This is a genomic window from Massilia timonae CCUG 45783 (assembly GCF_000315425.1).
GTDB lineage: Bacteria > Pseudomonadota > Gammaproteobacteria > Burkholderiales > Burkholderiaceae_D > Telluria > Telluria timonae.
In genome coordinates this window covers 195,754-220,965 of record NZ_JH992922.1, presented here as the reverse complement: position 1 = coordinate 220,965, position 25,212 = coordinate 195,754, and the positions used below count along the sequence as shown (strand labels likewise).

At 64.9% G+C, this 25,212-nt stretch carries 19 protein-coding genes; 10 read left to right on the top strand and 9 right to left on the bottom strand.

Annotation, left to right across the window (positions count from 1 at the left end; translation table 11 throughout):
* The first annotated feature begins 68 nt into the window (after positions 1-68).
* Positions 69-725 carry a hypothetical protein gene (locus HMPREF9710_RS00840; protein ID WP_040775381.1) on the top strand — a complete coding sequence of 219 codons (657 nt, stop codon included), beginning with the start codon at positions 69-71 and terminating at the stop codon, positions 723-725.
* Here HMPREF9710_RS00840 and HMPREF9710_RS00835 read toward each other — a convergent pair whose 3' ends face one another.
* From HMPREF9710_RS00835 to HMPREF9710_RS00825, 3 genes are read right to left on the bottom strand one after another with little or no spacing between them, the layout of a single operon-like run.
* Positions 726-1,667 (bottom strand): transglutaminase family protein, encoded by a 942-nt coding sequence (locus HMPREF9710_RS00835; protein ID WP_005662974.1) that lies wholly within the window; start codon positions 1,665-1,667, stop codon positions 726-728. It abuts the gene before it with no gap.
* Entirely contained in the window at positions 1,664-4,204 is a 2,541-nt protein-coding gene (locus HMPREF9710_RS00830) for a circularly permuted type 2 ATP-grasp protein (RefSeq protein ID WP_005662972.1), read from the bottom strand. Before HMPREF9710_RS00830 ends, HMPREF9710_RS00835 begins: the two co-directional genes overlap by 4 nt.
* Before the next feature lie 37 nt (positions 4,205-4,241).
* On the bottom strand, positions 4,242-7,541 hold the full coding sequence (locus tag HMPREF9710_RS00825) for a transglutaminase family protein (RefSeq protein WP_005662971.1): 3,300 nt from the start codon (positions 7,539-7,541) through the stop codon (positions 4,242-4,244).
* A 163-nt stretch (positions 7,542-7,704) separates the two neighbouring features.
* Between HMPREF9710_RS00825 and HMPREF9710_RS00820 the strand changes: the two genes are divergently transcribed.
* A complete protein-coding gene (locus HMPREF9710_RS00820; RefSeq protein WP_005662969.1) occupies positions 7,705-9,117 on the top strand; it encodes a circularly permuted type 2 ATP-grasp protein in 1,413 nt (470 codons plus the stop codon).
* Between the two features lies 1 nt (position 9,118).
* On the top strand, positions 9,119-10,144 hold the full coding sequence (locus HMPREF9710_RS00815) for an alpha-E domain-containing protein (RefSeq protein ID WP_005662967.1): 1,026 nt from the start codon (positions 9,119-9,121) through the stop codon (positions 10,142-10,144).
* A gap of 78 nt (positions 10,145-10,222) precedes the next feature.
* Here HMPREF9710_RS00815 and HMPREF9710_RS00810 read toward each other — a convergent pair whose 3' ends face one another.
* The 5 genes from HMPREF9710_RS00810 to HMPREF9710_RS00795 form a co-directional block, all read right to left on the bottom strand.
* Positions 10,223-11,341: a zinc-binding metallopeptidase family protein gene (locus tag HMPREF9710_RS00810; protein WP_005662966.1), complete on the bottom strand. Its 1,119-nt coding sequence runs from the start codon at positions 11,339-11,341 to the stop codon at positions 10,223-10,225.
* Between the two features lie 280 nt (positions 11,342-11,621).
* Entirely contained in the window at positions 11,622-12,872 is a 1,251-nt protein-coding gene (locus HMPREF9710_RS00805; protein WP_157225472.1) for an IS256 family transposase, read from the bottom strand.
* Between the two features lie 168 nt (positions 12,873-13,040).
* A complete protein-coding gene (locus HMPREF9710_RS00800; RefSeq protein ID WP_005662960.1) occupies positions 13,041-13,514 on the bottom strand; it encodes a type VI secretion system amidase immunity protein Tai4 in 474 nt (157 codons plus the stop codon).
* Positions 13,511-14,011 carry a type VI secretion system amidase effector protein Tae4 gene (locus HMPREF9710_RS26860; protein ID WP_081589827.1) on the bottom strand — a complete coding sequence of 167 codons (501 nt, stop codon included), beginning with the start codon at positions 14,009-14,011 and terminating at the stop codon, positions 13,511-13,513. Before HMPREF9710_RS26860 ends, HMPREF9710_RS00800 begins: the two co-directional genes overlap by 4 nt.
* 323 nt (positions 14,012-14,334) lie before the next feature.
* Positions 14,335-15,741 carry an FAD-binding oxidoreductase gene (locus HMPREF9710_RS00795; RefSeq protein ID WP_005662959.1) on the bottom strand — a complete coding sequence of 469 codons (1,407 nt, stop codon included), beginning with the start codon at positions 15,739-15,741 and terminating at the stop codon, positions 14,335-14,337.
* Positions 15,742-16,078: 337 nt separating this feature from the next.
* Here HMPREF9710_RS00795 and HMPREF9710_RS26395 point away from each other — a divergent pair, with 337 nt between their 5' ends.
* Complete coding sequence (locus tag HMPREF9710_RS26395) at positions 16,079-17,509, top strand: PKD domain-containing protein (protein WP_157225400.1); 1,431 nt, start codon at positions 16,079-16,081, stop codon at positions 17,507-17,509.
* Positions 17,510-17,516: 7 nt separating this feature from the next.
* Here the strand turns inward: HMPREF9710_RS26395 and HMPREF9710_RS00785 are convergent, their stop codons facing one another.
* Positions 17,517-19,322 carry a DUF885 domain-containing protein gene (locus HMPREF9710_RS00785; RefSeq protein ID WP_005662955.1) on the bottom strand — a complete coding sequence of 602 codons (1,806 nt, stop codon included), beginning with the start codon at positions 19,320-19,322 and terminating at the stop codon, positions 17,517-17,519.
* Positions 19,323-19,470: 148 nt separating this feature from the next.
* Between HMPREF9710_RS00785 and HMPREF9710_RS00780 the strand changes: the two genes are divergently transcribed.
* The 6 genes from HMPREF9710_RS00780 to tnpA all read left to right on the top strand — a co-directional run.
* Positions 19,471-20,595 carry a toxic anion resistance protein gene (locus HMPREF9710_RS00780; protein ID WP_005662953.1) on the top strand — a complete coding sequence of 375 codons (1,125 nt, stop codon included), beginning with the start codon at positions 19,471-19,473 and terminating at the stop codon, positions 20,593-20,595.
* A gap of 27 nt (positions 20,596-20,622) precedes the next feature.
* Positions 20,623-21,210: a TerD family protein gene (locus tag HMPREF9710_RS00775; RefSeq protein WP_005662951.1), complete on the top strand. Its 588-nt coding sequence runs from the start codon at positions 20,623-20,625 to the stop codon at positions 21,208-21,210.
* Positions 21,211-21,266: 56 nt separating this feature from the next.
* Positions 21,267-22,166 (top strand): hypothetical protein, encoded by a 900-nt coding sequence (locus HMPREF9710_RS00770; protein ID WP_005662949.1) that lies wholly within the window; start codon positions 21,267-21,269, stop codon positions 22,164-22,166.
* Between the two features lie 149 nt (positions 22,167-22,315).
* Positions 22,316-22,711, top strand: coding sequence for a hypothetical protein (locus tag HMPREF9710_RS00765; protein WP_169331307.1), 396 nt, complete (start codon positions 22,316-22,318; stop codon positions 22,709-22,711).
* 213 nt (positions 22,712-22,924) lie between these two features.
* Positions 22,925-24,499, top strand: a complete 1,575-nt coding sequence (locus tag HMPREF9710_RS00760) for an AbgT family transporter (RefSeq protein ID WP_005662947.1) — start codon at positions 22,925-22,927, stop codon at positions 24,497-24,499.
* A gap of 529 nt (positions 24,500-25,028) precedes the next feature.
* Positions 25,029-25,212 (top strand): IS66 family insertion sequence element accessory protein TnpA (tnpA, locus tag HMPREF9710_RS28985; RefSeq protein ID WP_443093619.1); only part of this gene is annotated, 184 nt, incomplete at its 3' end.

The following is a 25,212-nucleotide window of genomic DNA, read 5'->3' as shown; positions in this document are numbered from 1 at the left end:
GAGCGTGGCGCGCCGGCATCTTTCCGGCAGCTAAACTGACAGCCATCGACAACGCCACAATGACCAGCATGCGCTATATGGATTTCAGTTCATGGCAAGGCGCGATGACGACGATCATCGGGCTTGCCGTCTTTACCTTGCTGGGCGTGGGCATCCGCATCCTCATGATGCAGACCATCCAGCAGCGCCGCGAGCGCATGAACCGCCAGATCAACGAGCGCCTGAAAACCCTGATCGCCGCCTACCGCACCCTGGGCGGCTCGTTCACCGGGCAACTGACGGTCGATCCCACGCATTTGCGCGATGTGCGCGAGCGGGCCCAGTCGGGCGAGGAGGGATCGAATGAGGGAATGGCCAGCTCGGACCGCTCGCGCCGCATCCGCGACGCCGTCGAAGCCGCGCTGGCCGACATCCTGCTGCTCGGCACCGAAGAGCATTGCCGGCTGGCGGCGCAGGCGGCGGCCGACCTGGCGGCGGGGCGGCCGATCCACACGGCGGAGCTGGTCGTCAGCCTGCGCACCTTCATTCGCGCCGCGCTCGATCTCGATCCGATGCCGGACGAGGTCATGATTCCGCTGCAGGGGCCGACGCGCACGCAGGGTGGCGGCGGTCGTGCGAAAGGCGAGGCCGGCGGCGGTGGAAACCGCGGCGGCGGCGGCGGCATGGACGGCGGCGGCGCGGGCATGCCCATCCCCGCCGGGCTTGGGCACAAGGACGGCGTCTAGTCAGGCCTCGTCGAGCAGGGGCAGGGGCGTCACCGTCACCTGGACGTCGAGCTCCTGCTTGCCGCCCCCGAGCACGATGCCGCGCAGCGGGGTCACGTCGCTGAAGTCGCGTCCCCAGCCCAGCGTGATGTGTTCATGCTGCACCAGGCAGCGGTTGGTCGGATCGAAATCGACCCAGCCCAGCGCCGGGCAGAACACCGACACCCAGGCGTGCGAGGCGTCGGCGCCGACCAGGCGCGGCTTGCCCGCCGGCGGGTGGGTCAGGATGTAGCCGCTCACATAGCGCGCCGGCAGGCCGATGCTGCGCAGGCAGCCGATCATCAGCTGGGCGAAGTCCTGGCACACGCCGCGCCGGCCGCGCAGCACCTGATCGAGCGGGGTCGAGATGTCGGTCGCCTTGGCATCGAATTCGAAGTCGTCGAAGATCCGGTACGTCAGGTCGAGCGCGGCATCGAGCTGCGGCCGGCCCGGGGTGTAGCTGGCGCGGGCATAGGCTTCGAGCTCGGGGAAGCTGGCGACATGCGGCGAGGCATACAGGTAGCGGCAGGCTTCCAGGGTGGCGGGGCTTTTTTCCTTGCCCATCATGTCGCGCACGCATTCCCACGGCAGCGTCCCGGCGATCTGCGCCAGGGTGTAGCGCGCGCGCAGCGAGACCGTCGATTCGGCGTGCACCAGCAGGCTGTCATGCGGTACGGTCAGCGTCACGTGGCGGGTCAGGTTGCCGAAGTAGTCGACGCCGTCCTTGCCGTCGTTGACGACCGGATCGAGCCAGATCAGGTGCGACTCGGTCTGCTGGCAGGGGAAGGAGCGCGGTGTCAGGTGCAGGTATTGCTGCGACAGGGTGACCGGGCTGCTGTAGGTGTAGCGCGTTTCATGCACCACGCGATAGCGCGCGCAGGCGCCGGCGCTCGCCGGTGAATTATCCATGAGCTGTGCGATCATGAGCTGCGGTTCCTTTGGCGGCCATTGTCGGTATAGCTGAAAAATTGCACGCTGATCTGCTCGGACAGGGCCGCGCTGGTGCGCCCGATCCGGTCCAGCAGGCCGCCGAGCAAGGGGTTGCCGTGCTTCAGGTCAGTGTCCGGATCGAGCGCAAGCAATTCCTTTTTCAAGGGCGTCAGCATATGCGTGCCGCAGGGACCCTGGGTTTGTTCGATCTTGCCCAGCGTGCTCAGGATACCGTTGAGCTGGAAGACGATCGAGCGCGGATTGGTCTCGTCGAGCAGCAGCAGGTCGAGCACCGGCAGCCATTCGGGCTGGGCCCGGTAGCGGGCCCGGTAAGTGATGATGCTGTCGGATAGCTCCAGTAGCCATTCGAGGTTGCCGCTCCCGTTCATGGCAAGCGCGCGCTGCAGCACCACGCTCTGGAATTGCAGTCGCTCCAGGCGGCGTCCGATCGACATGAAACGCCAGCCAAGATCGCGCGTCATGCCATCGAGGGCGAAGCCGGCCAGCGTCATCAGCGCGGCGGCGGCATCGTCGAGGATCGTCATGACCCCCGACTGCGATGGCCGCTCGCCGGCGGCGGCGGCGGGCTGCACCATCCGGTTCAGTGCACGCCAGTTGTCGACCGAGAAGCGTTCGTGCAGCTGCCCGGCAAGCCGGTGCAACTGCTGCTGCTGCCGTGCCAGGCCAGGGACCGCGGGCGAGACGACCGCCGTCAGGAGGGCCGACTCGATCTCGGCATCAGTAAAGATGGGGCCGCTTTGGCTCGCGTCTGGCGTGGCCGGCTTCTTCCCTTCGTCGAGCAGGCCGAACCAGATGCACAGCGCCTCGACGGTCGGCCATTCCGCGCCGCGCTGGTCGAAACGGACGTTGAACAGGAAATCGAGCGCGACCCGCAGCAGGCGGCAGATATTGTCGGTGCGTTCCGCATGGCGTCCGAACCACAGCAGGTTTTCCGCCACGCGGCTCGGCAGGTTGGTGTCTTCGCGCACCAGGTCGCGGCCCGAGATGCTGCGCTGCTGCAGGCGGTGCACTTCGGCCCTGGCGCGCGCCTGGACCCAGGTGTCCTTGCTGGCGCCGCCCATCTGCATCGTCAGCACGCGCGCATCGGGCCCGGTGGCCACCCGGGTCAGCCCGCCCGGCATCACCACATAGCCATTCGGCGTGGCGCAGGCGAATACCCGCAGCCCGATGGCGCGCGCCTGCAGGCCGGGCGCGGCGCCGTCCTTCCACACCGGCGCCTGCGACAGCCGCACCAGTTCCTGGGCAATGTAATTATTGGGATTGGCGCGCAGGCGGGCGATGAAGGCCGCGCGCGCGGCGCCGTCCAGGTCCTGGCCGAACACGGCCGCCTGCGGCAACTGCGAAAAACCGGGCTTGATCACCAACCGGTCGAGCCTGGCGACCACGGTTTCCAGCGCCGCTTCTTCGCCGCACCACCAGGTGGCCACCGATGGCATCTTGAGGGGCTCGCCCAGCAGGCGCTTCGACAGCGCCGGCAGGAAGCCGAGCAGCGCGCCCGATTCGAGCAGGCTCGAGCCGAGGCTGTTGGCGACCAGCACGTTGCCGCGCATGGCGGCCTGGGTCAGGCCGGCCACGCCCAGCAACGAGCTTTGCAGTTCGAGCGGATCGCACGATTCGTCGTCGACCCGGCGCATGATCACGTGCACCCGGTGCAGGCCGGCCAGGGTTTTCAGGTACACCACGCCGTCGCGCACCGTCAGGTCGCCGCCTTCGACCAGCGGCAGGCCGAGATGGCGCGCCAGGTAGGCCTGCTCGTAGTAGGTGGCGGTGAGCGGGCCGGGCGTGAGCAGCACGATCAGCGGCGCTTCGCCCTCGCGCAGCGGCGCCGGCGCGTCGCCGCCGGCCGCGCACCGGCGGCCCCAGTGCGCCAGGCTTTCGTGCATGGTGCGGAAGAACCGGTTCAGGGGCTGCACTTTGAGCTCGCGCAGCAGGTCGGGGAAGGTGGGAGCGATGATGGCGCGGTTTTCCAGCGCATAGCCGGCGCCGAAGGGCGCCTGGGTACGGTCGGCCATCACCCACCAGCGGCCGTCCGGGGCGCGCGCCAGGTCGACCGCGTAGAAGTGCAGGGCGACGTCGTCGTGATGGCGCATCCCGTGGCAGGGGCGCAGGAAGCCGGCGTGGCCGTGGATCAGCGCCGGCGGCAGCAAGCCTTCGCTCAGCATCTCCTCCTTGCCGTAGACGTCGACCAGGATCTTGTTGAGCAGGGTGGCGCGCTGGATCACGGCGGCCTCGATGCCGCTCCATTCCTCGTGCGGCAGGATCAGCGGCAGCACGTTCAGGTCCCACTGCCGTTGCCGGCCGTGGGCGTCGGCGGGCACGTTGTAGCTCACCCCGTTTTCGCGCACCTGGCGCTGCACCATCTCCTGGCGCTGGCGCATCATGGTGGGCGCCTCGTGCGCCAGGTTGTCCAGCAGCGCACGCCAATGCGCGCGCGGCGCCTTGGCCGCGTCGAGCATTTCGTCGAAACTGTCCGGCGCGGCCAGATAGTGGGCAAGTAGTTGATTCGGCATCGCAGCTGCTGATTACGGGTGGTACAAAAGCGATAGGTTAGCTTGCCTGCCAGCGTAAATCTAGTGTCGTAGGGAAACTAGGATTGAGCGGCTCCTTGCGCACCGTCATCGGACCCGGGGTATGGCCATGCGGCCAGAAGCGCGCGAAACGGCGCGCCTCGGCGGCATTGGCATTGACCGGCGCGCCCGTTTCATTGCGTCCGCCCGGATGCACCACGTGGTAGGTGCAGCCGCCGATCGCGCGCCCGCTCCAGGTGTCGACCAGGTCGAACACCAGCGGCGCCTGCACCCGGATGCTCGGATGCAGGGCCGACCACGGGCTCCACGCCCGAAAGCGCACGCCCGCCACGTACTCGCCGGGCACGCCGGTCGGGTGCAGCGGCAGCATGCGGCCATTGCAGGCCACCACGTGGCGGCCGTCGGTCAGCCCGCGCACCAGCAGCTGCATGCGTTCGACCGACGAGTCGACGTAGCGCGCGGTGCCGCCGGCCGCGACTTCCTCGCCCAGCACGTTCCACGGCTCGATCGCCTGGCGCAGCTCCATCTCGACGCCCTCGTAGACGACGGTGCCGAAGCGCGGGAAGCGAAATTCGATGAACGGCTCGAACCAGTGGTCCTCGAAGGCATAGCCGGCCACGCGCAGGTCGCGCGCGACGTCGCGGATGTCCTGGGCGACGAAATGCGGCAGCATCCAGCGGTCGTGCAGGGCGGTGCCCCAGTGCACCAGCCGGGCCTGGCACGGCTCGCGCCAGAAGCGCGCGACCAGGGCCCGCAGCAACAGCATTTGCAGCAGGCTCATACGCTCGTGCGGCGGCATCTCGAAGGCGCGGAACTCCACCAGGCCGAGGCGGCCGGTGGGGCCGTCCGGCGAATACAGCTTGTCGATCGAAAATTCGGCGCGGTGCGTATTGCCGGTCAGGTCGACCAGCAGGTTGCGCAGCAGGCGGTCGACCATCCACGGCTTGTCGCCCGGCTGCAGGGTCGGCAGCACCTTGTCCATCTGCTGGAAGGCGATCGCCAGTTCATACAGGTTGTCGTCGCGCGCCTCGTCCACGCGCGGCGCCTGGCTGGTCGGTCCGATGAAGGTGCCCGAGAACAGGTAAGAAAGCGCCGGGTGGATCTGCCAGTAGGTGATCAGGCTCTTGAGCAGGTCGGGACGGCGCAGCATCGGGCTGTCTTCGGCGCTGGCGCCGCCCAGGGTGGCGTGGTTGCCGCCGCCGGTGCCGGTGTGGCGGCCGTCGTGCATGAATTTCTCGGTGCCCAGGCGGGTGAGGCGCGCCTCCTGGTACAGGGTCGTCACGTTGTGTACCAGCTCGTTCCACGACGCGGCCGGATGGATATTGACTTCGATGACGCCCGGGTCGGGCGTGACGCTGAGCAGCTTGATGCGCGGGTCGCGCGGCGGCGCATAACCTTCGATCCGCAGCTTCATCCCGAGCCTGGCGGCGGTGGCCTCGACCGCGCCGGCCAGCGCCAGGTAATCCTCGAGGCGCTGCTGCGGCGGCATGAAGACGTACAGGCGTCCGGCGCGCACTTCGACGCACAGCGCGGTGTGGATCACCTCGCGCGCGTCCGGCGCGAAGGGAGAGGCCGGCTGGACGGCCGCGCGGTCCGGCGCCGGCTGCGCGGCGTGGTGCGCGGCCACCAGGGCGCTGCGCGGGGCAAACGGGTCGACCTCGAAACCGGGATCGCGTTCGCGCGGCGGCACCCATGGCAGCGTGGCCAGCGGCAGGCGCAGGCCGATCGGCGAGTCGCCCTCGAGCAGGTACAGGTGTTCGCGCCGCAGCGGCCAGGCCGAGGTGCGCCAGCCGGCGCCGTCGGCGGCCTGCAGCGGCAGCACGTAGCCGGCCACCTGGCCCAGGCCGCGTTCGAGCAGGCGCGCCAGCCGGCGCCGTTCCTCCGGCGCGTCCAGGTCTGCCCGCAGGGGATCGAGGTTGGGCGGCAGCGCCTGCTCGCGTTGGGCCTGCAGCAGCACGTCCTCATAGGCGGGGATGGCGCTGCCGGCGGGCAGGCCGAGCGCATCGACCAGCGCGGCGGCGAAGCGGCGGGCGTCTCCGGCGTCATAGCCGTCGTCGACGTGTTCGCTAGAAAACAGGCCGGGGTCGCGCCACAGCGGCTCGCCGTCGACGCGCCAGAAGATGTTCAGCGCCCAGCGCGGCAGCGGTTCGCCCGGATACCATTTGCCCTGGCCGTAGTGCAGCAGGCCGCCGGGCGCGAAATGATTCTTGAGCCGCTGCGCCAGCGTGCCGGCCAGCGCGCGTTTGCGCTCGCCATGGGCCTGGGTATTCCACTCCGGCGCGTCCATGTCGTCGATCGAGACGAAGGTGGGCTCGCCGCCCTGGGTCAGGCGCACGTCCTGGGCCAGCAGGTCGGCGTCGACCTGCCGGCCCAGGCGGTCGATGGCCTCCCAGTCGGCGTCCGAATACGGCTTGGTCACGCGCGGGTCTTCATGGATGCGGGTGATCGTCATCTCGTGGATGAAGGTGACCTCGGCCTTGTCGCTGAAGCCCGTCACCGGCGCCGCCGACGAGGGCAGCGCCGTGCAGGCGAGCGGAATATGGCCTTCGCCGGCCAGCATGCCCGAGGTCGGGTCGAGCCCGATCCAGCCGGCGCCGGGGATGTACACCTCGGTCCAGGCGTGCAGGTCGGTGAAGTCTTCGAGCGCGCCGCTCGGACCGTCGAGCGCCTCCTGGTCGGCGCGCAGCTGGATCAGGTAGCCGGAAACGAAACGCGCCGCCAGTCCCATCGTGCGCAGGATCTGCACCAGCAGCCAGCCACTGTCGCGGCAGGAGCCGGAACGCTTCTCGAGCGTGTCTTCGGGCGTCTGCACGCCCGGTTCCATGCGCAGCAGATAGGCGATGTCGCGCTGCAGGCGCTGGTTGATCGCCACCAGGAAGTCGGTGGTGTTCATCGGCTGCGCCAGCAGCTCGCGCCGCGCCGCTTCTACCCATGCCAGCAGCAGCGGGCCGGCCGGCTCGGGCTGCGCGTAGGCGCTCAGTTCCCCCTGCAACTGCTCGGGATAGACAAAGGGAAAATGCTCCGCATATTGTTCGATGAAGAAATCGAAGGGATTGATGACGGTCATGTCGGCGACCAGGTCGACCGTGAACTCGAGCGTATCCGTTTTTTCCGGGAACACGAAACGGCCGATGTAATTCCCGTAGGGGTCTTGCTGCCAGTTGATGAAATGCTCCTGCGGCAGCACCGACAGCGAATACGACAGGATCGGCGTGCGCGCATGCGGCGCCGGACGCAGGCGCACCTCATGCGGCGAGAGGGCGACTTGCCGGTCGTAGCGGTAACTGGTCTTGTGGTGCAGCGCGATACGGATAGCCATGCGGGAGTGCCTTTATAGGGGTGGTCACGAACGATACCAGCACATCGATATATACCTGTTTCAACTGTGCACAAGCATGATTCATACCCGCAATATAATTCTCTCGTGCGGCGTCGCCGAGCTGGCACGTTTCTTGATTGCACCTATGCCACTGGAGGATCCGATGCCGAACTTTTACGATGAAATGTATTCCTCTGCGGCAATTGCAAGGCCTCACTACGACGCGTTTGCGCGGTGGCTTGCCTTGCAGTCGCCGCAACTGATCGCGCAAAAACGTGCCGAAGCCGAGCTGACCTTCCAGCGGGTGGGGATCACCTTTGCCGTCTACGGCGACAACGCCGGCAAGGAGCGCTTGATCCCGTTCGACATCATTCCGCGCGTGATCGACGCCGCCGAATGGGCCCGGCTGCAGGCCGGCCTGGTGCAGCGGGTGACCGCGCTGAACCGTTTCCTGCACGATGTCTACCATGACCAGGATATCCTGAAGGCGGGCGTCATCCCTTCCGAACAGATCCTGAACAATGCGCAGTACCGGCCCGCGATGCAGGGCGTCAAGGTGCCTTCGAACATCTATGCCCATATCGCCGGCGTCGACATCGTGCGCGCGGGCGAGGGCGAGTTCTACGTCCTGGAAGACAATCTGCGGGTGCCTTCCGGCGTGTCCTACATGCTGGAAAACCGCAAGATGATGATGCGGCTGTTTCCCGCCCTGTTCGCGAGCAACCGCGTGGCGCCGGTCGAGCACTATCCCGACCTGCTGCTCGACAACCTGCGCACCGTGGCGCCGGACGGACCGCTTGACCCGACCGTGGTCGTGCTCACGCCGGGCATGCACAACTCGGCCTATTTCGAACACGCATTCCTGGCCCAGCAGATGGGCGTGGCGCTGGTGCAGGGGCAAGACCTGTATGTCAGCGACGACACCGTCTACATGCGCACCACGCGCGGGCCGAAGCAGGTCGACGTCATCTATCGCCGCATCGACGACGACTACCTCGATCCACGCGCCTTCCGCCCCGAGTCCACGCTGGGCGTGCCGGGCCTGCTCGACGCGGTGCGCGCGGGGCGGGTGGGCCTGGCCAACGCCATCGGCACCGGGGTGGCCGACGACAAGTCGATCTATCCCTACGTGCCGGACATGATCGAATTCTACCTGGGCGAAAAGCCGATCCTGAACAACGTGCCGACCTACCAGTGCCGGAAAAAGGAAGACCTGGCCTACACCCTGTCTCGGCTGCCCGAGCTGGTGGTGAAGGAAGTGCACGGCGCCGGCGGCTATGGCATGCTGGTCGGCCCGGCCTCGACCCACGCCGAGATCGAGGCCTTCCGCGCGCGCTTGATCGCCAACCCGGACGGCTATATCGCCCAGCCCACGCTGGCCTTGTCGGCCTGCCCGACCTATGTCGAATCGGGCATCGCGCCGCGCCATATCGACCTGCGTCCCTTCGTCCTGTCGGGCAAGACCGTGTCGATGGTGCCGGGCGGCCTGACCCGGGTGGCGCTGCAGGAAGGTTCGCTGGTGGTCAATTCGTCGCAGGGCGGCGGCACCAAGGATACCTGGATACTGGAGAACTAAGATGTTGAGCCGCACCGCAGACCACTTGTTCTGGATGGCCCGCTACACCGAGCGCGCCGAAAACACGGCCCGCATGCTCGATGTCCGGGTCCAGTATTCGCTGATGCCGCAGTCGGCGCAGGCCGAGCAGCAGGGCTGGCGCAGCATGCTGGGCGTGTCCGAGCTGGAATCGCAGTTCGAGGCCAAATACCCGGCGCTCACGCAGAAGGACGTGATCGACTTCATGGTGCGCGATCCGGACAACCTGTCCTCGATCACCAGCTGCCTGCGCGCATCGCGCGAGAATGCGCGCGCCGTGCGCGGCGCCCTGACCACCGAGGTATGGGAAACCGAGAACACGACCTGGCTGATGCTGCAGAAGCATCTCAAGAACCGCACCTTCGAGCACGATCCCGGCCAGTTCCTGGAATGGGTCAAGTACCGCTCGCACCTGTCGCGCGGCGTCACGCTGGGCACCATGCTGCAGGACGAGGCGTTCAACTTCATCCGCCTCGGCACCTTCCTGGAACGGGCCGACAATACGGCGCGCATCCTCGACGTCAAGTTCAGGTTCGGGGCGCATGATGCGGTCCAGGCCGGGACGCAGGCGGAGTTCTACCAGCTTGCGGCGCTGCTGCGCTCGGTGTCCGCCTTCGAGACCTACCGCAAGGTCTACCGCGACGCCATCACGTCGACACGGGTGGCCGAACTATTTATACTGCAAGAGAAAATGCCGCGCTCGCTGGCGGCGTGCATGGCCGCGGTGGTGGCCAACCTGAAGGATGTGCGCAATGCGCAGTCGCACGATACCGAACGCCTGGCCGTCGAGCTGTACGCCATGCTGCAATCGTCCCCGATCAGCGCCATCCTCGAAGAAGGCTTGCACGCCTTCCTGACCCGCTTCCTGGCGTCGGTCGACGCGCTGGGCAACGGCATCAGCCGCGACTTCCTGATCCCGATCGAGCCGGCCCCGCCGGACGAAGGACAAACCCAGTCGCAGACGCAGACCCTGGGCGGAATGACGCAAACCCAGACCCAGACCGCGTAAGCCGGGCGCACCGGCATGGCGCGCGCCGCACCGTTTCGGGGGAAGGCGGCGGCGCGGGCATCATGACGGTGCGTCGGCTCAGGCGCCCGGCGTGGCGGGCGCCGGCGTCGCGGCCGGCCTGGCTGGCGCCGTCGCCTGCTTGATCTGGGCGCGCACGACCCGGTGCACGAAGTGCAGCTTTTCCAGTACCGGCGGGCTGAGCGTGAACGGATAGGAGTCCGGCATCCCGATGCTGCGATTCAGGCTGTTGAGCACGTAAGTCAGCGCGAACCAGTCGCTCAGGGTATCGTCGAACGCGTCGGTCCTGGTCGGCAGGGTGATGCCGTCGAGCGCAGGCTCGTCGGCCTTGCGCGGCTTGAGCTGCAGGCCGCAGGAGTGCGCCGTCTCCAGCGTATCGATCATGTGGAGGTAGTGGGCCCAGGTCTCGGCCCAGTCTTCCCACGGATGCGAGCTGGCGTAGCTGCTCACGAAACGCTCCGCCCAGTCTTCCGGCGGCCCGTTCTCGTAGTGGCGCTTCAGGCTTTCGCCATAATCCTGGCGCTCATCGCCGAACAGGGCGCGGTACTCGTCGATCCATGGGCTGTCGGCCACCAGGCGGTCGAAATAGTAATGGCCGCTTTCGTGACGGAAATGGCCCAGCAGCGTGCGATAGCGCTCGTGCATCTGCTCGCGCGTGCGTTCGCGCTCGGCCGGATCGGCTTCGGCAATGTTCAGGGTGATCACGCCGTTGGCATGGCCGGTCATCACGCACTGGTCGGTCACGCCGTCTTCCAGGAACTGGAATGCAAGGCCGGTTTCCGGCTCGGCTTCCTTCGATGCCGGGGTGAGGTTGAGCGTCGCCAGCGAAAACAGCAGGCGGCGCTTGGCCGCTTCGAGACGCGCCCACAGGATGTGGTTCTTGTCGGACGTCAGGGCCGGGATGACCACGGTCAGCTGGCAGGAGGCGCACAAATCGTGCGGGTCATCCGCGGGCAGCATCCAGTTGCAGACATTGTGCTGGACATAATTGCTGCATTGCTTGTAGACCTTGCCCGCGTCGGTGCGGTTCAGGCTGCGCCACAGGCCGTCCTCGGTCTGCTCGAAGCTGTTGACGCTGCGCGTGGCCGGCTGGTAGCCGAGCGTGCTGTCGCAGTTGAAGCAGAGGGTATTTTCAAAAAATATCTGTTGTGAGCACTTGTCGCAGTGAAAGGTTTTCATGGCAGAAAGAAGAGTGGGCTAACGGTCGGTATTCGGTATTAATAATCTAACAGCAAAACCGATCTAGGCAGGCACGTGTCAGACAACGCCGCATGAGGTGGTGGGGGACAAAGGAAGGACAAACGTGGAGGTGCCGGGAATAGAGGCGGCAGTGCGGGTGATGCGGGCGAGGGTATAAGAGGCGGAATCGATCCCGACGTTGGGCGCGACGACGACGGGCCGGCGGGTTAAGGGCAGTCGGACCTGTCAGAAATTCTGTGTGCGGGGCCAGAATTCAGAGTTAGATAATTGCGTTCGTGAAGCGCTCGCCGAACATGATAGCGAACTGGTTGGCAGCCTGCTTCCAGGTACGCTGCGGCATCTTCCAATCTTTCTCGATATTGCGCAAGGCCAGGAACAATAACTTGGTCGCGGCTTCGTCGCTGGGGAAGTGGCCGCGGTTCTTGACGATCTTCCGTAGGCGCATATGCAGGCTCTCGATGGCGTTGGTCGTGTAGATAATCGTGCGCACTTCAGGCGGGTAGGCAAAGAAGGGAATCACCTGCTGCCACTGGCGCCGCCACATTGCAGCCACGGTCGGAAACTTAGTGCCCCATGGACCTTCCGCAAACGCGTCCAGCGCCGCTTCTGCCAGGTCGGCATTGGCAGCGTGGTAAATCGGCTTGAGCGCCGCTGCCAGCTCTTTACGGTCCTTCCAGGCCGCAAGCGTCGTCGAGTTGCGGATCAGGTGCACGATGCACGTCTGGATCTGCGCCTGCGGATAAACGGCTTCAATGGCCTCGGGGAAGCCACGCAGGCCATCGACGACAGCGATCAGGATATCGTCCAGCCCACGATTCTTGAGCTCGTTGAAAACCTTCAGCCAGAACTTGGCGCCTTCGGTCTGCTCGATCCACAGACCCAGCACTTCCTTGCGGCCGTCGGCACGAATGCCCAGAGCCAAATACACAGCCTTGTTCTTGACTGTACCTTCGTCCCGGATCTTCAGGCGCAACGCGTCGAAATAGACGATTGGATACATCGCTTCAAGCGGCCGTTGTTGCCACTGTGCGACCTCGTCGAGCACCTCGTCGGTGATGGTCGAAATCAGGTCCGGCGACACCTCGGTACCGTACAACTCCAGCAGATGCGCCTGGATCTCACGCACGCTCATCCCACGCGCGTACATGCTGATGACGTGATCATCAAAGCCAGACATCCGGCGCTGATGTTTGGCCACCAGCTTGGGCTCAAAGCTCGACAGGCGATCGCGCGGCACGTCCAGGTGGAGCTCGCCGCCGGGCGTGAGCACCTTCTTAGGGCTGCTGCCGTTACGGTGGTTTTTAGTGCCTTCTTCCTCGTTGGCCAAGTGATGGTTCAACTCGGCCGACAACATACGTTCGGCCAGCATCTTCTTGAGTTGCCCGGCCAGGCCCGATTCGCCAAGGATCGACTCAGCGTCCTTGTTCTCAACCTGGGCCAGCAACTGGTCGATCAGCTCGACGGGGAATGGGTATGCTGCTTTTTGCTTCTTGAGCTTCTTAGTGGTCATCACTTCGGTCATGGAACAGTCCTTTCGGGATTATTTCATGACCCCGGTTCCACACAGAAATTCTGACAGGCTCGGGCAGTCCTGCTTACGCCACCAGGATGCTTTACGTGGTCCCACTGAATCGGGACCAAGCGCACAAGCTATGCTCTGGAAAAGTCCAGCCACGTGCTATCTGGCTGTAGCATCATGAGCCTGCCGTCGCGAAGGACGTTCCTTCCCATAAATGCGTTTCGGGTGGATGACCAATCGCTTCGTCAGATCGTCCAGCGCCTTGCTGTGGTACAGGTCCAGGCACTTCAAGAAATCGAATCGCACTCCCTTGACTTCCGATTCGACCAGCGGACTGGAATAATCCCGTTCCAGGTAACTCTCCACTAAGGAATTGACTGCATCCGGACTCTGATCCATATCGAAGTACGTCCAGTCGCGCAACGCGCTGATGCTGCTTCCGGCATCCTTCGCCACGCCATTGTCATTCCGATAGGCCTGGGTTAGACAGGTTGCTAGCACCATGTCCTTGTAGTTCTGCGCGTGCGTGCGGGTTACAGCTTGCGGGGATGTGATATCGCGAGTACTAGCATGGGCTGGCAACGACAATATGGTGAACACCACCACTGCCAGTCGCAAGGGGGACAACCTCATGGCAAACTCCAGAAATTTGCACGATCCGTGCGATACCGCGCTTCGGGTTCGTTGAAATAACAGTGGTCATAGCAGGAGCGACCGTCGAAAAGCGTGGCATGCCCCTGCGCATTTGACCACCCCGAGACTTCAAACAGAATGACGCCTGTTTTGCCTGCAAGTGTGCCCCCACCGGAGACAGGATATTTCACGACTTCGGCTTTACCCCAGCGCTGCGTCAGGAACCCGATCAGGTCGCGTACTCGAAAGAAGTATCTTCGCCCGTCCGCGCCGGATACAGTCTGTCCTTTGATGCCAGGAATGACCATGCCAGCTTGGCTGAGTATATAACTCATGCGTACAGCACACGTGTTTTCCCATCGCTGCGCTGCAGTCGGGTTATCGATATTCTTCCTGACGTTGCCGCCTATGATTCCTGCCACCCGGGCTCCGGGATTGAGAGGGTCGTAGATTCGCTGCGAAGCTGCCCACGCAGCACTAAAAGACGGTCGAGTCATATCGGTAGTCCTTGTTGAATTGTGTCGTACCGAGTCATCACAGCGCGCGCAGGAAGATCAAGGCCGCGGTGCATCGCGAGAGCAGCAGCACAAAGCAATGAAAACAGCGAACGGTGAGGTGTGTTCCCAACGTCGTGCATCATCGCGCGAGAAATAGGCATTGGCCTTTCGCTAGCGCAATAGTCGGGCGGTTTTCCTTAAGACGTGCAAAGACCTGATCGGCGTTTGCGATGAGGCTCGTTGCTGCGATGAGCGATGCGGACAACGAGGGCGAGATCCGGCCGCTGACGCCGCATCCGCGACGCCATCGAAGCCACGGCCGGTCAGCCGGCCGCAGCTGCAGCGGACGCCGGCCGAATATTCTGGTTGGTACGGAACAGATTGTCCGGATCGTAGGCCGCCTTGATCTGCGCCAGGCGCGCATAGTTGGCGCCATAGGCATCGGACGTACGCTCGCCTTCGTCCTGCGGCATGAAGTTGACGTAGACGCCACCGCTCGCATACGGCGTGGCATCCGCAAAGAAGCTGCGCGCCCAGGCGATGCAGCGTTCGTCGTCGGCCGGGTCTTCCCAGCGCGTGTGCACGTTCATCACGTACAACGCGTCGCGGTGCGGATAGGCGGTCGCCTGCTGCGGCGGCGCCCCGGCCTGGCCGCCCGGCAGGCCGAGGAAGATCTCGCACTGCGGGGTAGGCAGATCGGAGGCGTAGCGTAAAACGACGTCGAGGGCCCCATCGCTCAGTTGCGTGAAATTATGCGATTTCCAGTAGTTGCGTGCGCCTGGCGTGAGCATCGGATCGAAGATCTGCTGCCAGGCCGCGTAAGGCATCGGCCCGACATGCATGCCCAGCGGTTCGCCCAGCTTGGCGATGCGTGCGATGGCGGCGTCCACGGCGTCGCTCGGCGATGGTGAAAAGACCGGCAGCACCAGCACGTCCTGGCCATGCACTTGCGGGGGCAGGAACGGCAGCGGGGGCGCCTTGCGCAGGACCGTCCAGACCGTGAGGTCGGGGGCCATGGTCGCGACGGCATCGCGGTATTGCTCCAAGACCGACTGGGCCTGGGCGAACGGGTAGACGATCAGCCCGGCCGTGATCTGCGGGCCGACTGGATGCAAGGCGAATTCGAAGCGCGTGACCACGCCAAAATTACCGCCGCCGCCACGGATGGCCCAGAACAGGTCGGGATGCTCCGTCGCGCTCACCTGCAGGCGCCCGGCGTCGGCGGTGACCATCTCGGCCGATAGCAGATTGTCGGCCGCCAGGCCCAGCGTGCGGCTGAGCCAGCCGAAGCCGCCGCCCAGGGTCAGGCCCGCCACGCCGGTGGTGGAGTTGATGCCCAGCGGCGTCGCCAGGCCGTAGGCCTGGGCTTCGTGGTCGAAGTCGCGCAGGGTGGCGCCGCCTTCCACCCAGGCGCGGCGGCGCACCGGATCGACCTGCACCGACTTCATGCGCGACAGGTCGATCACCAGTCCGTCATCGCACAGCGCGCTGCCGGCGATATTGTGGCCGCCGCCACGCACGGCCAGCCGCAGCTGGTGGTCGCGCGCGTAGGCCAGCGACGCGCGCACATCGGCCGTGCCGGCGCAGCGCACGATGAGCGCCGGCCGCCGGTCGATCATCGCATTCCAGACGGCGCGGGCATCGTCGTAGCCCGCATCGTTGGCCTCGAGAAGTTCTCCTCTTAACAGCCCCTTCAATTCATTGAATTGCCCCTTCGCCAGCGTGTCCATGACGCACCTCGCAGATGGTTGGTCCGACGTCTCGCTTCATCATAGGAAGGCGAAGTGCGTTGACGCAAGCTCATGAGATGGAAATAGAGTGCAGGAATAGGGACTGGAGAATCGCATTGGCCCAGCACAAACGGCCGCACAAGTGCGAGATGCGACATACCGTGCGCTTCAGGTGCAACGCATGATTGAGCCGCTCCCCAACGCCACTTATGGCGACGGGCCCGACGTTCCACCTTTAACGGAGACATGCATGCGTATCGCTCGAGGAAACGATGTGCCGACCGGTAGCTCGATATGGAGGCTGCCCCGCCTGGTCTTGCTACTGGCCGCGATGTGGATGTCTGCGACAGTGCTTGCGCAGTCGTCGTCCGGCGAGGCGGACGGCAGAAACGGCGCGCAGCGCACGAGCTACCGCGTGATCAATCTCGGCCCCGGCACCATCGCGACCTACCCCGACATCAACGCCGCCGGCCAGGTGGCGTTCTCGATGGTGAACGGCGGGCGCATTTCGGCTTTCTTCCATGACGGCGCAACCGTGAAGAACATCGGCTCGCTGGGCGGCGGCATCACGTATGCGAACGACCTGAACGAGGCCGGCCAGATCGCCGGCACCTCGCTCAACGAACACGGCGTCGAGAACGCTTTCGTCTGGAGCGCGGGCGGCGGCATGCTCGACATCCGCGCCGAGCCTGGCCGGGGCCGTTCGTATGGCTGGGCCATCAACAACCGCGGCGTCGTCACCGGCTCGTTCGGCGACTCGGCGCGTCCGTTCCGCTGGAGCATTGGTAGCGGGGTGGAAGACCTGGGCGTCACGCCCGCCTTCCAGCAACCTTCAGGTCGCGTGCTCAACGACGCCGGCCTGATCGCCGGCGTGACCACGATCGACGACGAGTTCACGCGCGTGTTCGCCTGGACGCGCGGTAGCGGCCTGGTCGACATCGACACGCTGGGCAGCGTCGAATCGTCGCCCGTGGCCGTGGGCGCCGGGGGCGAGGTGGCGGGCAATCGCCTGGCTTCCTGGGACGATGGCGGCGACCGTCCCTTCCTGTGGACGCGCGCCACCGGCATGGTCGACCTCGGGATCGGCCGCGGCACCACGGCCTGGGTCAATGCGATGACGCCCGGCCTGCACATCGCCGGCGGCATCGGCTTTGCCGACGGGCGCCAGCGGGCGATGTCGTGGACGCGGCGCGGCGGCATGCGCGAACTCGGCACACTGGGCGGCAGGACCTCGGTCGCGCGCGGCGTCAATGCGAAAGGCCAGATCGTCGGCTTTGCCGAGGACAAGGCCGGCGCCATGCGCGCCTTCGTCTGGAGCGCCGCCGGCGGCATGCTGGACCTGAACCGGCTCGTGCGGCGTGTGCCGCCGACGCTGGTGCTCGAGCACGCGATGGCGATCAACGATCGCGGCGAGATCGTGGCCAGCTCGAATGCCGGACTGGTGCTGCTCAGGCCGGACCGTGGACATGAAAGCGGCCATACGGTCGGGCCGCTCGTCGCGCCGCGCACGGTCGAAGTCGGCGCGCCGCTGCAGGCATCGGTGTCCTTCGTGGATGGCGACCGGGTCGGCACGCGCGGCGTGGACTGGTCGTGGGGAGATGGCAGCAGCGCGCCAGCGCGCCGGATCGACGAGCGCGGCGGCGTGGCCAGCGCGCGCGCCAGCCACAGTTTTGCTGCGCCTGGGCTCTACACGGTGGCGGCCACGGTGGTCGGCCGGGATGGCCGCCGCACCGTGGTCAGCCAGGATGTGGAGGTGACTGCGCCGTAGGAGGGAATCAACCCTTCTTTTGCGCCGCGATCCAGCGGTCGGTCGCCGCTTCGAGCACGTCGAGCGGCACCGCGCCGTGCGACAGCACTTCGTTGTGGAAGGCGCGCAGGTCGAAGTCCTTGCCCAGGGTCTTTTCGGCGCGTGCGCGCAGTTCGCGCAGTTTCAGTTCGCCGATCTTGTAGCTGAGGGCCTGGCCGGGAATCGCGATATAGCGCTCGACTTCCTGCACCGCCGTCACCTCGTTCTGCGGCACGTTGTCCATGAAGTAGGCGATTGCCTGTTCGCGCGTCCAGCCCTTCGAGTGGATGCCGGTATCGACCACCAGGCGCACGCCGCGCCAGATTTCGGCGGTCAGGCGGCCGACCCACTGCCATGGATCGTTGTACATGCCGATTTCCTGGCCCAGCATTTCGCTGTACAGGCCCCAGCCTTCCGAGAAGGCGGTGCTGCCGCCGAAGCGGCGGAAGGCCGGCAGACCGGTGGTTTCCTGCGCCAGGCTGCGCTCGAAGTGGTGGCCGGGAATGGCTTCGTGCAGGAAGAAGGCGGTGGTCGTGAAGTTGGTGCGGGTTTCCGGCTTGTAGGCGTTGAAGTAGAAAACGCCGGGACGCTTGCCGTCGACCGAGCCGCGCTGGTAGGAGGCCGGGGCCGCGCTCACTTCGCGGAAGGCTTCCACCGGACGGATCTCGAACGGCGCCTTGGGCACGCGGGCGAACAGCTGGTCGACCTTGGCCTCGACGCGCGGACGCATCGCCTCGTAGGCCGCCTGGATCTCTTCGCGCGACTTGAAGCGCAGCTCGGGCGCGGTGTTGAGGTGAGCGAAGAATTCCTTCAGCGTGCCCTTGAAGCCGACCTTGACCCTGGCTTCTTCGAACTGGGCGCGGATGCGCGCGACTTCGCGCAGGCCGATCTCGTGGATCTGTTCCGGCGTCAGGTCGGTCGTGGTGGAGCGGCGCGCCAGGAAGGCATACCATTCCTTGCCGCCGGGAAGAGCGCCGATGCCGGCCGTGTCGCGGCCTGCCGGCAAGTAGGTGTCTTTCATGAAGGCCAGCAGCTTGCGGTTGGCAGGCGCCAACTGTTCGCGCACCATTTTTCCATAAGCCTCAGTCAGGCGCGCCTTGTCGGCGGCGCTGAAGGACTCCGGGAATTTCTTGGTCGGCCCCATATAGGTGCTGGTGTCGAGGTTGTCGCTGCCGACGTTCTCGAGCTGCGGCAGCACGCGCTGGATCAGCGCCTTCGGCATCACGATGCCTTGCTGGATGCCGGCGCGCATATTGGCGATGCTGTCGTCGACCGCCGGCGCGTAGCCGGCAGCGCGCTTGAGCCAGTTCTCGTAGTCCTGCACGGTCTGGAACGGCTGCGTGGAGGCGCCCGAACCCAGCTGGGCCATCAGCAGATGCAGGCCCGAAAACTGGTCCACCGGCACCAGGTCGGATGGGAAGCGCAGGCTGTCGAGGTCTTGCTGCAGGCGGTAGCGCAGCAGGTCATAGCTGATGCGGTCTTCCGAGGGCAGCGGCGCCGGATCGAACTTGGCGCTGCTGGCGAGGTATTTCTCGGCCAGCGCGCGGGTCTGCTTGCGGCTCTCGGCCGACGAGGTCGGGCCGAAGCGGTCGTTGTAGCGATGGTCGCCATTGAAGGTGGCGGCGATCGGGTTTTCGCGCAGGTAGTCTTCCCAGTAGTCGCTATATAACTGGTTCATCTTTTCCGGGGTGGCCGGCGTCTTGACTTGGGCGAAAGCGGGGAGGGCGGCGCACAGCACGGTGCACAGCGCAGTGCGCAGCGCATTGGACAGAATAGGGGGGAGCGAGCGGGTCATGTCTTCTCTAGGTGGTCAGGTCCATGCAAGAATAGCATGATGACCCAGGTGCAATACAACAGGCAGAATGCCCGGCGCAGAAACCCTTGCAGCCCGATTGTCCAGTGGTAAGCTATTGATGTTGTCATACCAACCCCCGAGGAATCCTATGAAACCGCTGTTCTCCTCCGACGAGGAAGCGAAGGCTGCATCGACGACACCCGTGACCCCTGCCGCCGGCCTGCCGCCCTTGCTGGATCCGGCCCTCACGCCGGACGCGCTGCCGGCATTGCGGCCGGAAGCAAGCGCGGCGCCGGTGATCCCTGTCGATCTCACCGGCATCGACGACAAGGCCATCGAGACCCTGGGCAGCGCCGCGGGACCGGGTGTGGCGAAGGTGTCGGCCAAGCTGCTGGGCACGGTACGCGCCTCGGATGCGGACGTGTTCGGCACGCAGCTGAACGAACTGATCGCCACCTCGAAGGGCCTGGACCCGGCCAAGCTCAAGTCGGGCGGCCTGCTGTCGCGCGTGTCGAACATGTTCGGCTCGGTCAAGGAAAAGATGCTGTCGCAATACCAGGTGGTCGAGTCGCGCATGGACACGCTGGTGTCCGAGATGACGCGCCACGCCAATGTGCACCGGGCGCGCATCCACGACTTCGACGAGATGTACAAGGGCCTCGAGGTTTATTATCAGGGCCTGGACGCCGACGTGAAGAAGGGCGAAGCCTGGGCCGAGCGGCTGCGCCAGGCGGTCGCGCAGCAAGCCGCGGCGGCCAATGCCTTCGAGGCGCAGCAGGCGACCGAACTGCGGCGCCGTCTCGAGCGGCTCGAAAAACGCATCGACGACTTGCGCCGCGCGATGCTGATGGCCACGCAGATGGTGCCGCAGATCCGCCTGTCGCAAGACAATGCGCGCGCCTTGACCGATACCTTCACCGACATCGTCAATGTGTCGATCCCGGCCTGGCGCAACGTGTTCTCGCTCTACCTGCTGCAGCTGGAAGCCAAGCAGAGCGCGGCGGTCGCCAACGCCGCCTACGACGCCACCGACGCGGCCTTCCGCGCCCAGGCCGATATGCTGCTGGAAAATACCGAGACGGTCGCGCGTGCCAAGCAGCGCTCGATCGTCAGCCTCGAAACCGCCCAGCACGTGCAGACGCAACTGGTGACCGCGTTCGACAAGCTCGAGCAGATCTCGAACGAAGGCCAGCAGCGCCGCCGCGACGAGCTGCCGAAGCTGCAGGCGCTGGAGCAGGAGCTGATCGCCAGGTTCTCGCCAGGCGCGGCCTAATTTCAATTCACCCTACAAGGAAAGCTCATGTCGACGACGCTCCAGACCGGCCACCGCATCAACCTCGAAAAATCCGCACCGGGCTTGAAGCGCGTGCGGATCGGCCTCGGATGGAAGGTCAATGCGGCCGCGGGCCATGCCTTCGATCTCGACTCGTCGGTGTTCCTGTGCCGGAAAGACGCGGACGACCATCCGGTCATGATCAGCAACGCCCACTTCGTCTATTACAACCACACGACCTCGCCCGATGGCGCGGTGGTGCACTCGGGCGACAACCGCACGGGCGACAAGGATGGCGACGACGAAGTCATCACCGTCGACCTGGCCAAGGTCGACGCGGCGGTCATGGAAATGCCGATCGTGGTCACCATCCACGAGGCCGAGGCGCGCAAGCAGAACTTCGGCAGCGTCTCCGGCGCCTACGTGAAGGTGTACAACGACGACACCGGCGAGACGATCGCTGAATACAACCTGAACGAAGACTACTCGGACAAGACTGCGCTGCAATTCGGTTCGCTGTATCGCAAGGATGGCGAGTGGCGCTTCCAGGCCGTCGGCGCGGGCTTCAAGCTGAACCTGGCGACCTTTATTCGCAAGCTCGGCGGCACCGTCTGAGCAGCGTTGTGCGTATCCTTCCGAGGCGCTGATGGCTGGCGCCGCCAGGTAGATCGATGACACACCAGACGCCCAAGGCATTCGACTTCGGTGACGCGCCGGAGCCGCCGTCGGACCCGGTCGACCGTCCGGCCGGGCCGCGGGCCTTCGATTTTGGCGACGAGCACGAAGCCGCGGCGCCTGAGCGTAATGGTCCGCCCAGGGCGCTGTCCTTCGACGACGTTCCTGCGCTTCCGGCTGCGTCTGCCGTGACCAGGAAAACCGTGGCCCGGCCGCTGTTCGACAGCGAAGACCATCCGGCGGTGCGCGATGCGCTCGCCACCGTCCACGCCGATTATCCGGATCTGTTCGCGCATTCGGAGCAGCGCCTGGCCACCCTGTTTCGGCGCATCCTGCCGGTGCGGCTGGCGCTGGTCACCGAGTGGGCAGAGGGGCCGCTGATGGAGCAGGCGGCGCTGCTCCATCCCATCACCGAACTCGTAGTGAAATTCACGCAGATGGGCGTGCCGGCGCTGCTGGAAGCCGCTCTCGACACTACCAAGGGGCCGCCGGGCATGTTCGGCCGGCTGTTTCGCCGACCGACGTCGCCTGCCGAATACAGGCCGGTGCTGACGTCGGCGCGCACGCAGCTCCTGCAGCTGATGACCGACAGCGAGGTCGCCATGCGCAACCTCGAAGCGTCGGCGCAGGGACTGGGCTTGCACCTGCTGGTGCTGGCCGTGGTGTCGACACTCGTCGAGGACGCGCCGGATGCGGCCTTGCGCGATGCGCTCGTGCAGCGCCGGACCTTGATCCAGCAGGCGGTGCGCCAGGCCGAGCTGTCGGTGCTGCAGATGAAGCAGGTGCGGCAGCAGGCGGCGGACTTGATCGGGCAGGTGTCGTCGTTCCTGACCGTGACCTTGCCGGCCGTGGAGATGGCGCAGGCGCAGCGCGGGGCAGGCTCGAGGCCGCCCTGAAACAGGTGCGGCTGTTAGAATTTGCCATAGCCTCGAGGCCCATTTGCAGGAGTACACAAATCCTACGTTTTCTCATCACTGCAGCAATCGGCAGGCCGAAGCTGACGGCCGCCGTTGCGATATCCATGTTGGCCGCCTTGGCCGCTACGATGACCTACACCGGTTTTCTCGTCATCGGGGTAGTGGCCGATTATCTCGGCACGGGCCGGATCGCGGCAGGACTGCTGCTCGGCGTTCTTTTCGCGAGACTTCCCTGGATAAAAGAGGGCAGGTTGCGCATTGTCGGCCTCTTGCCCAAGCCTGTCCGTCGACCGCTCATCGTGAGCATACTTGCACTGTGCCTGTTCACCTTCGTGGCGCGGGGCGACTACGTGCCGGCACTGTTTGCAGGTGTCGCGACGGCGTTTGTCGTCGCTTACCCATGGCTGCGGCGAGCGATTGTCGATCGCATGTCTTCGTCTGTATTCACATTCGGTGGGCAAAAGCGTCCCGAGAGCAACGATGACACGGTTATTGAAGGTGAATTCAGGGAGCGAAAAGAATGAGTTCGATTGCTTCGGGCCAAATAGGGAAATTCGCGTCGTAATCCTTCCTTAGGACGTTTGCTCATCAAGAAGCTTTTCGACAGCCCGGCTTCTGCGTACTATGTGGCTTGATGTGTCTTGTAGATAACAGCTGGCAGGCAATGCCCAAGTATTGACAGGCTTGCTGCTGCGCGTTATCGACCATTTCAAAGTCCCCTTCAAGCAAAGGCTACGATGACTGCACAAGCAACTGGCGCCAAGCCGCGCGGATTGAACCGTGTCCTGAACTGGATCGAGGTGGCAGGCAACAAGCTGCCCGACCCGGCCATCCTGTTCGCATTGCTGCTGGCCGTGGTGTGGGCCACCTCCTGGGCCATGTCCGGCCTGGTCTTCAACGACATCGACCCGCGCACCGGCGCGCCGATCGAGATCAAAAATCTGCTGGCGCCGGCCGCCCTGACGGATTTCATGGCGAAGATGGTCAATACCTTCGTCACCTTCCCGCCGCTCGGCGTCGTGCTGGTGGCGATGCTGGGGCTGGGCGTGGCCGAATACACCGGCTTCATCAACGCCGGGCTGCGCAAGATCTTGGCGGTGACGCCGAGGTTCCTGCTGACGCCCGTCCTGATCGGTGTCGGCATCCTGAGCCACGTGGCCGTCGACGCCGGCTATGTGCTGGTCATTCCGCTGGGCGCGGTCATCTTCTACGCCGCCGGGCGCCATCCGCTGGCCGGTATCGCGGCCGCCTTCGCCGGCGTATCGGGCGGGTTTTCCGCGACCTTCTTCGTGCCGTCGAGCCTCGATCCGCTGCTGGCCGGCCTGACCCAGGTCGCCGCGCGCCTGTCGTCCGACCCGGCCGCCGCATCGATCGTCATCAACCCGCTCAATAATTACTATTTCACGACGGCCTCGACCTTCCTCGTGATCCTGGTCGGCTGGTTCCTGACCGACAAGGTGATCGAGCCGCGGCTGAACAAGAGTTCGCCGGTCGACGCCGATCCCGCCAGCCTGCCCAAGATGGACGCCCTGCAGCCGAACGAGATCAAGGGCCTGCGCTGGGCCGGCATCGCGATGGTCGCCAGCCTGGCCCTGCTGCTGCTCTCGCTGATGCCGGAAGGTTCGGCCTGGCGTGCGCCGGATACGCGCGAGCTGACGCATTCGTCGGCGCCGCTGATGCAGTCGATCGTCGCGCTGATCTTCATCTTCTTCCTGATTCCCGGCGTGGTCTACGGCTATGTCGCCGGCACCGCGAAGAACCACCGCGACATCGTCAAGGGCATGAGCCATGCCATGAGCGGCATGGGTTACTACGTCGTCATGGCGTTCTTTTGCGCGCAGTTCATCTTCGCCTTCGGGCAGTCCAACCTGGGCGCGCTCATCGCGCTCAAGGGCGCGCTGTGGCTCAGGGAAATGGCCTTCCCGCTGGGCGTCACGCTGGCAGGCATCGTGCTCCTGACGGCCACGGTCAACCTGTTCATCGGTTCCGCGTCCGCCAAATGGGCGCTGATCTCGGCGGTGATGGTGCCGATGCTGATGGAACTCGGGGTGTCGCCGGACCTGACCCAGGCGGCGTACCGGGTGGGCGATTCCTCGACCAACATCATCACGCCCTTGCTGCCGTATTTCCCGCTGATCATCGTCTTCTGCAAGAAATATGTGCAGTCGACGGGCATCGGCACGCTGATCGCGCTGATGCTGCCTTATTCGATCAGCCTGATCGTGACGTGGACGGCGTTCCTCCTCGCTTTCTGGGCGATCGAGCTGCCGTTGGGGATCGGGTCTTCGTATTCCTATCCGGCGGAGCGTTGACAGGTTGGGGGCGCCGCTAAATGGCGCCCTGAATGAATAAAAGATCCCAAAGCTCCGGCTGGACTTCGGGTTTTCTGAAATGAAAGAGCCCGAGACCTTGCGGTTTCAGGCTTCTGATATCCGCGACGTGCGCGGCGTGCAACGCGGACAATATGGACTGTAATACGTGGGGTGGATAAAAGTCTTATATCAAAATGAAAAATCCCAGAGCTGCAACCAGAGCTTTGGGCTTTTAACGCTTACGTATCAATTAAAAAATATATGCCTGTGATTGCGGCCGATTCGGCTGAGCGAGAGCAATGATCTGCTTTCTCCGAACATCCCGTATCAAGGCGTGTTGCACATTATTACCCGTTGAGTAGACGGAGCCAATTCCAGAATGGATCATTCGATTCCGATTCGTCCATGCTTACGGTATTTAAAAAAATATCCGATGCCCGCGTCGGAATGCTTAGTCCAAGTATTCCTTCAAGGTAGTGACGGAACAGTTGCGTAAGCGTGCAGCCCAACCACCTGTAATGTCGCCGCGATGACATGCAGACTCGAGGTTTTCTACTTCGAGGATCCCATGACCCGTCAACGCATTTCCGCATCGACCTGGCATGAGCATGTCGCGCATTGGCGCAGCAGCGGACTGCCTGTCCAAGCCTATGCCCACGAGCATAATATCGGCGTGGAGCGCCTCAGATACTGGGTGCGCCGCATCGAGCGCA

What these genes read in the sequence shown, in the direction of transcription:
- HMPREF9710_RS00820 (WP_005662969.1), top strand. Translation starts at nt 7,705, where the DNA reads ATGCCGAACTTTTACGATGAAATGTATTCCTCTGCGGCAATTGCAAGG.
- HMPREF9710_RS26860 (WP_081589827.1), bottom strand. Translation starts at nt 14,011, where the DNA reads ATGACTCGACCGTCTTTTAGTGCTGCGTGGGCAGCTTCGCAGCGAATC.
- HMPREF9710_RS00825 (WP_005662971.1), bottom strand. Translation starts at nt 7,541, where the DNA reads ATGGCTATCCGTATCGCGCTGCACCACAAGACCAGTTACCGCTACGAC.
- HMPREF9710_RS00840 (WP_040775381.1), top strand. Translation starts at nt 69, where the DNA reads ATGCGCTATATGGATTTCAGTTCATGGCAAGGCGCGATGACGACGATC.
- HMPREF9710_RS00770 (WP_005662949.1), top strand. Translation starts at nt 21,267, where the DNA reads ATGACACACCAGACGCCCAAGGCATTCGACTTCGGTGACGCGCCGGAG.
- HMPREF9710_RS00810 (WP_005662966.1), bottom strand. Translation starts at nt 11,341, where the DNA reads ATGAAAACCTTTCACTGCGACAAGTGCTCACAACAGATATTTTTTGAA.
- HMPREF9710_RS00800 (WP_005662960.1), bottom strand. Translation starts at nt 13,514, where the DNA reads ATGAGGTTGTCCCCCTTGCGACTGGCAGTGGTGGTGTTCACCATATTG.
- HMPREF9710_RS00765 (WP_169331307.1), top strand. Translation starts at nt 22,316, where the DNA reads ATGACCTACACCGGTTTTCTCGTCATCGGGGTAGTGGCCGATTATCTC.
- HMPREF9710_RS00805 (WP_157225472.1), bottom strand. Translation starts at nt 12,872, where the DNA reads ATGACCACTAAGAAGCTCAAGAAGCAAAAAGCAGCATACCCATTCCCC.
- HMPREF9710_RS00780 (WP_005662953.1), top strand. Translation starts at nt 19,471, where the DNA reads ATGAAACCGCTGTTCTCCTCCGACGAGGAAGCGAAGGCTGCATCGACG.
- HMPREF9710_RS00775 (WP_005662951.1), top strand. Translation starts at nt 20,623, where the DNA reads ATGTCGACGACGCTCCAGACCGGCCACCGCATCAACCTCGAAAAATCC.
- HMPREF9710_RS00815 (WP_005662967.1), top strand. Translation starts at nt 9,119, where the DNA reads ATGTTGAGCCGCACCGCAGACCACTTGTTCTGGATGGCCCGCTACACC.
- HMPREF9710_RS00760 (WP_005662947.1), top strand. Translation starts at nt 22,925, where the DNA reads ATGACTGCACAAGCAACTGGCGCCAAGCCGCGCGGATTGAACCGTGTC.
- HMPREF9710_RS00835 (WP_005662974.1), bottom strand. Translation starts at nt 1,667, where the DNA reads ATGATCGCACAGCTCATGGATAATTCACCGGCGAGCGCCGGCGCCTGC.
- HMPREF9710_RS00830 (WP_005662972.1), bottom strand. Translation starts at nt 4,204, where the DNA reads ATGCCGAATCAACTACTTGCCCACTATCTGGCCGCGCCGGACAGTTTC.
- HMPREF9710_RS00795 (WP_005662959.1), bottom strand. Translation starts at nt 15,741, where the DNA reads ATGGACACGCTGGCGAAGGGGCAATTCAATGAATTGAAGGGGCTGTTA.
- HMPREF9710_RS00785 (WP_005662955.1), bottom strand. Translation starts at nt 19,322, where the DNA reads ATGACCCGCTCGCTCCCCCCTATTCTGTCCAATGCGCTGCGCACTGCG.
- HMPREF9710_RS26395 (WP_157225400.1), top strand. Translation starts at nt 16,079, where the DNA reads ATGTCTGCGACAGTGCTTGCGCAGTCGTCGTCCGGCGAGGCGGACGGC.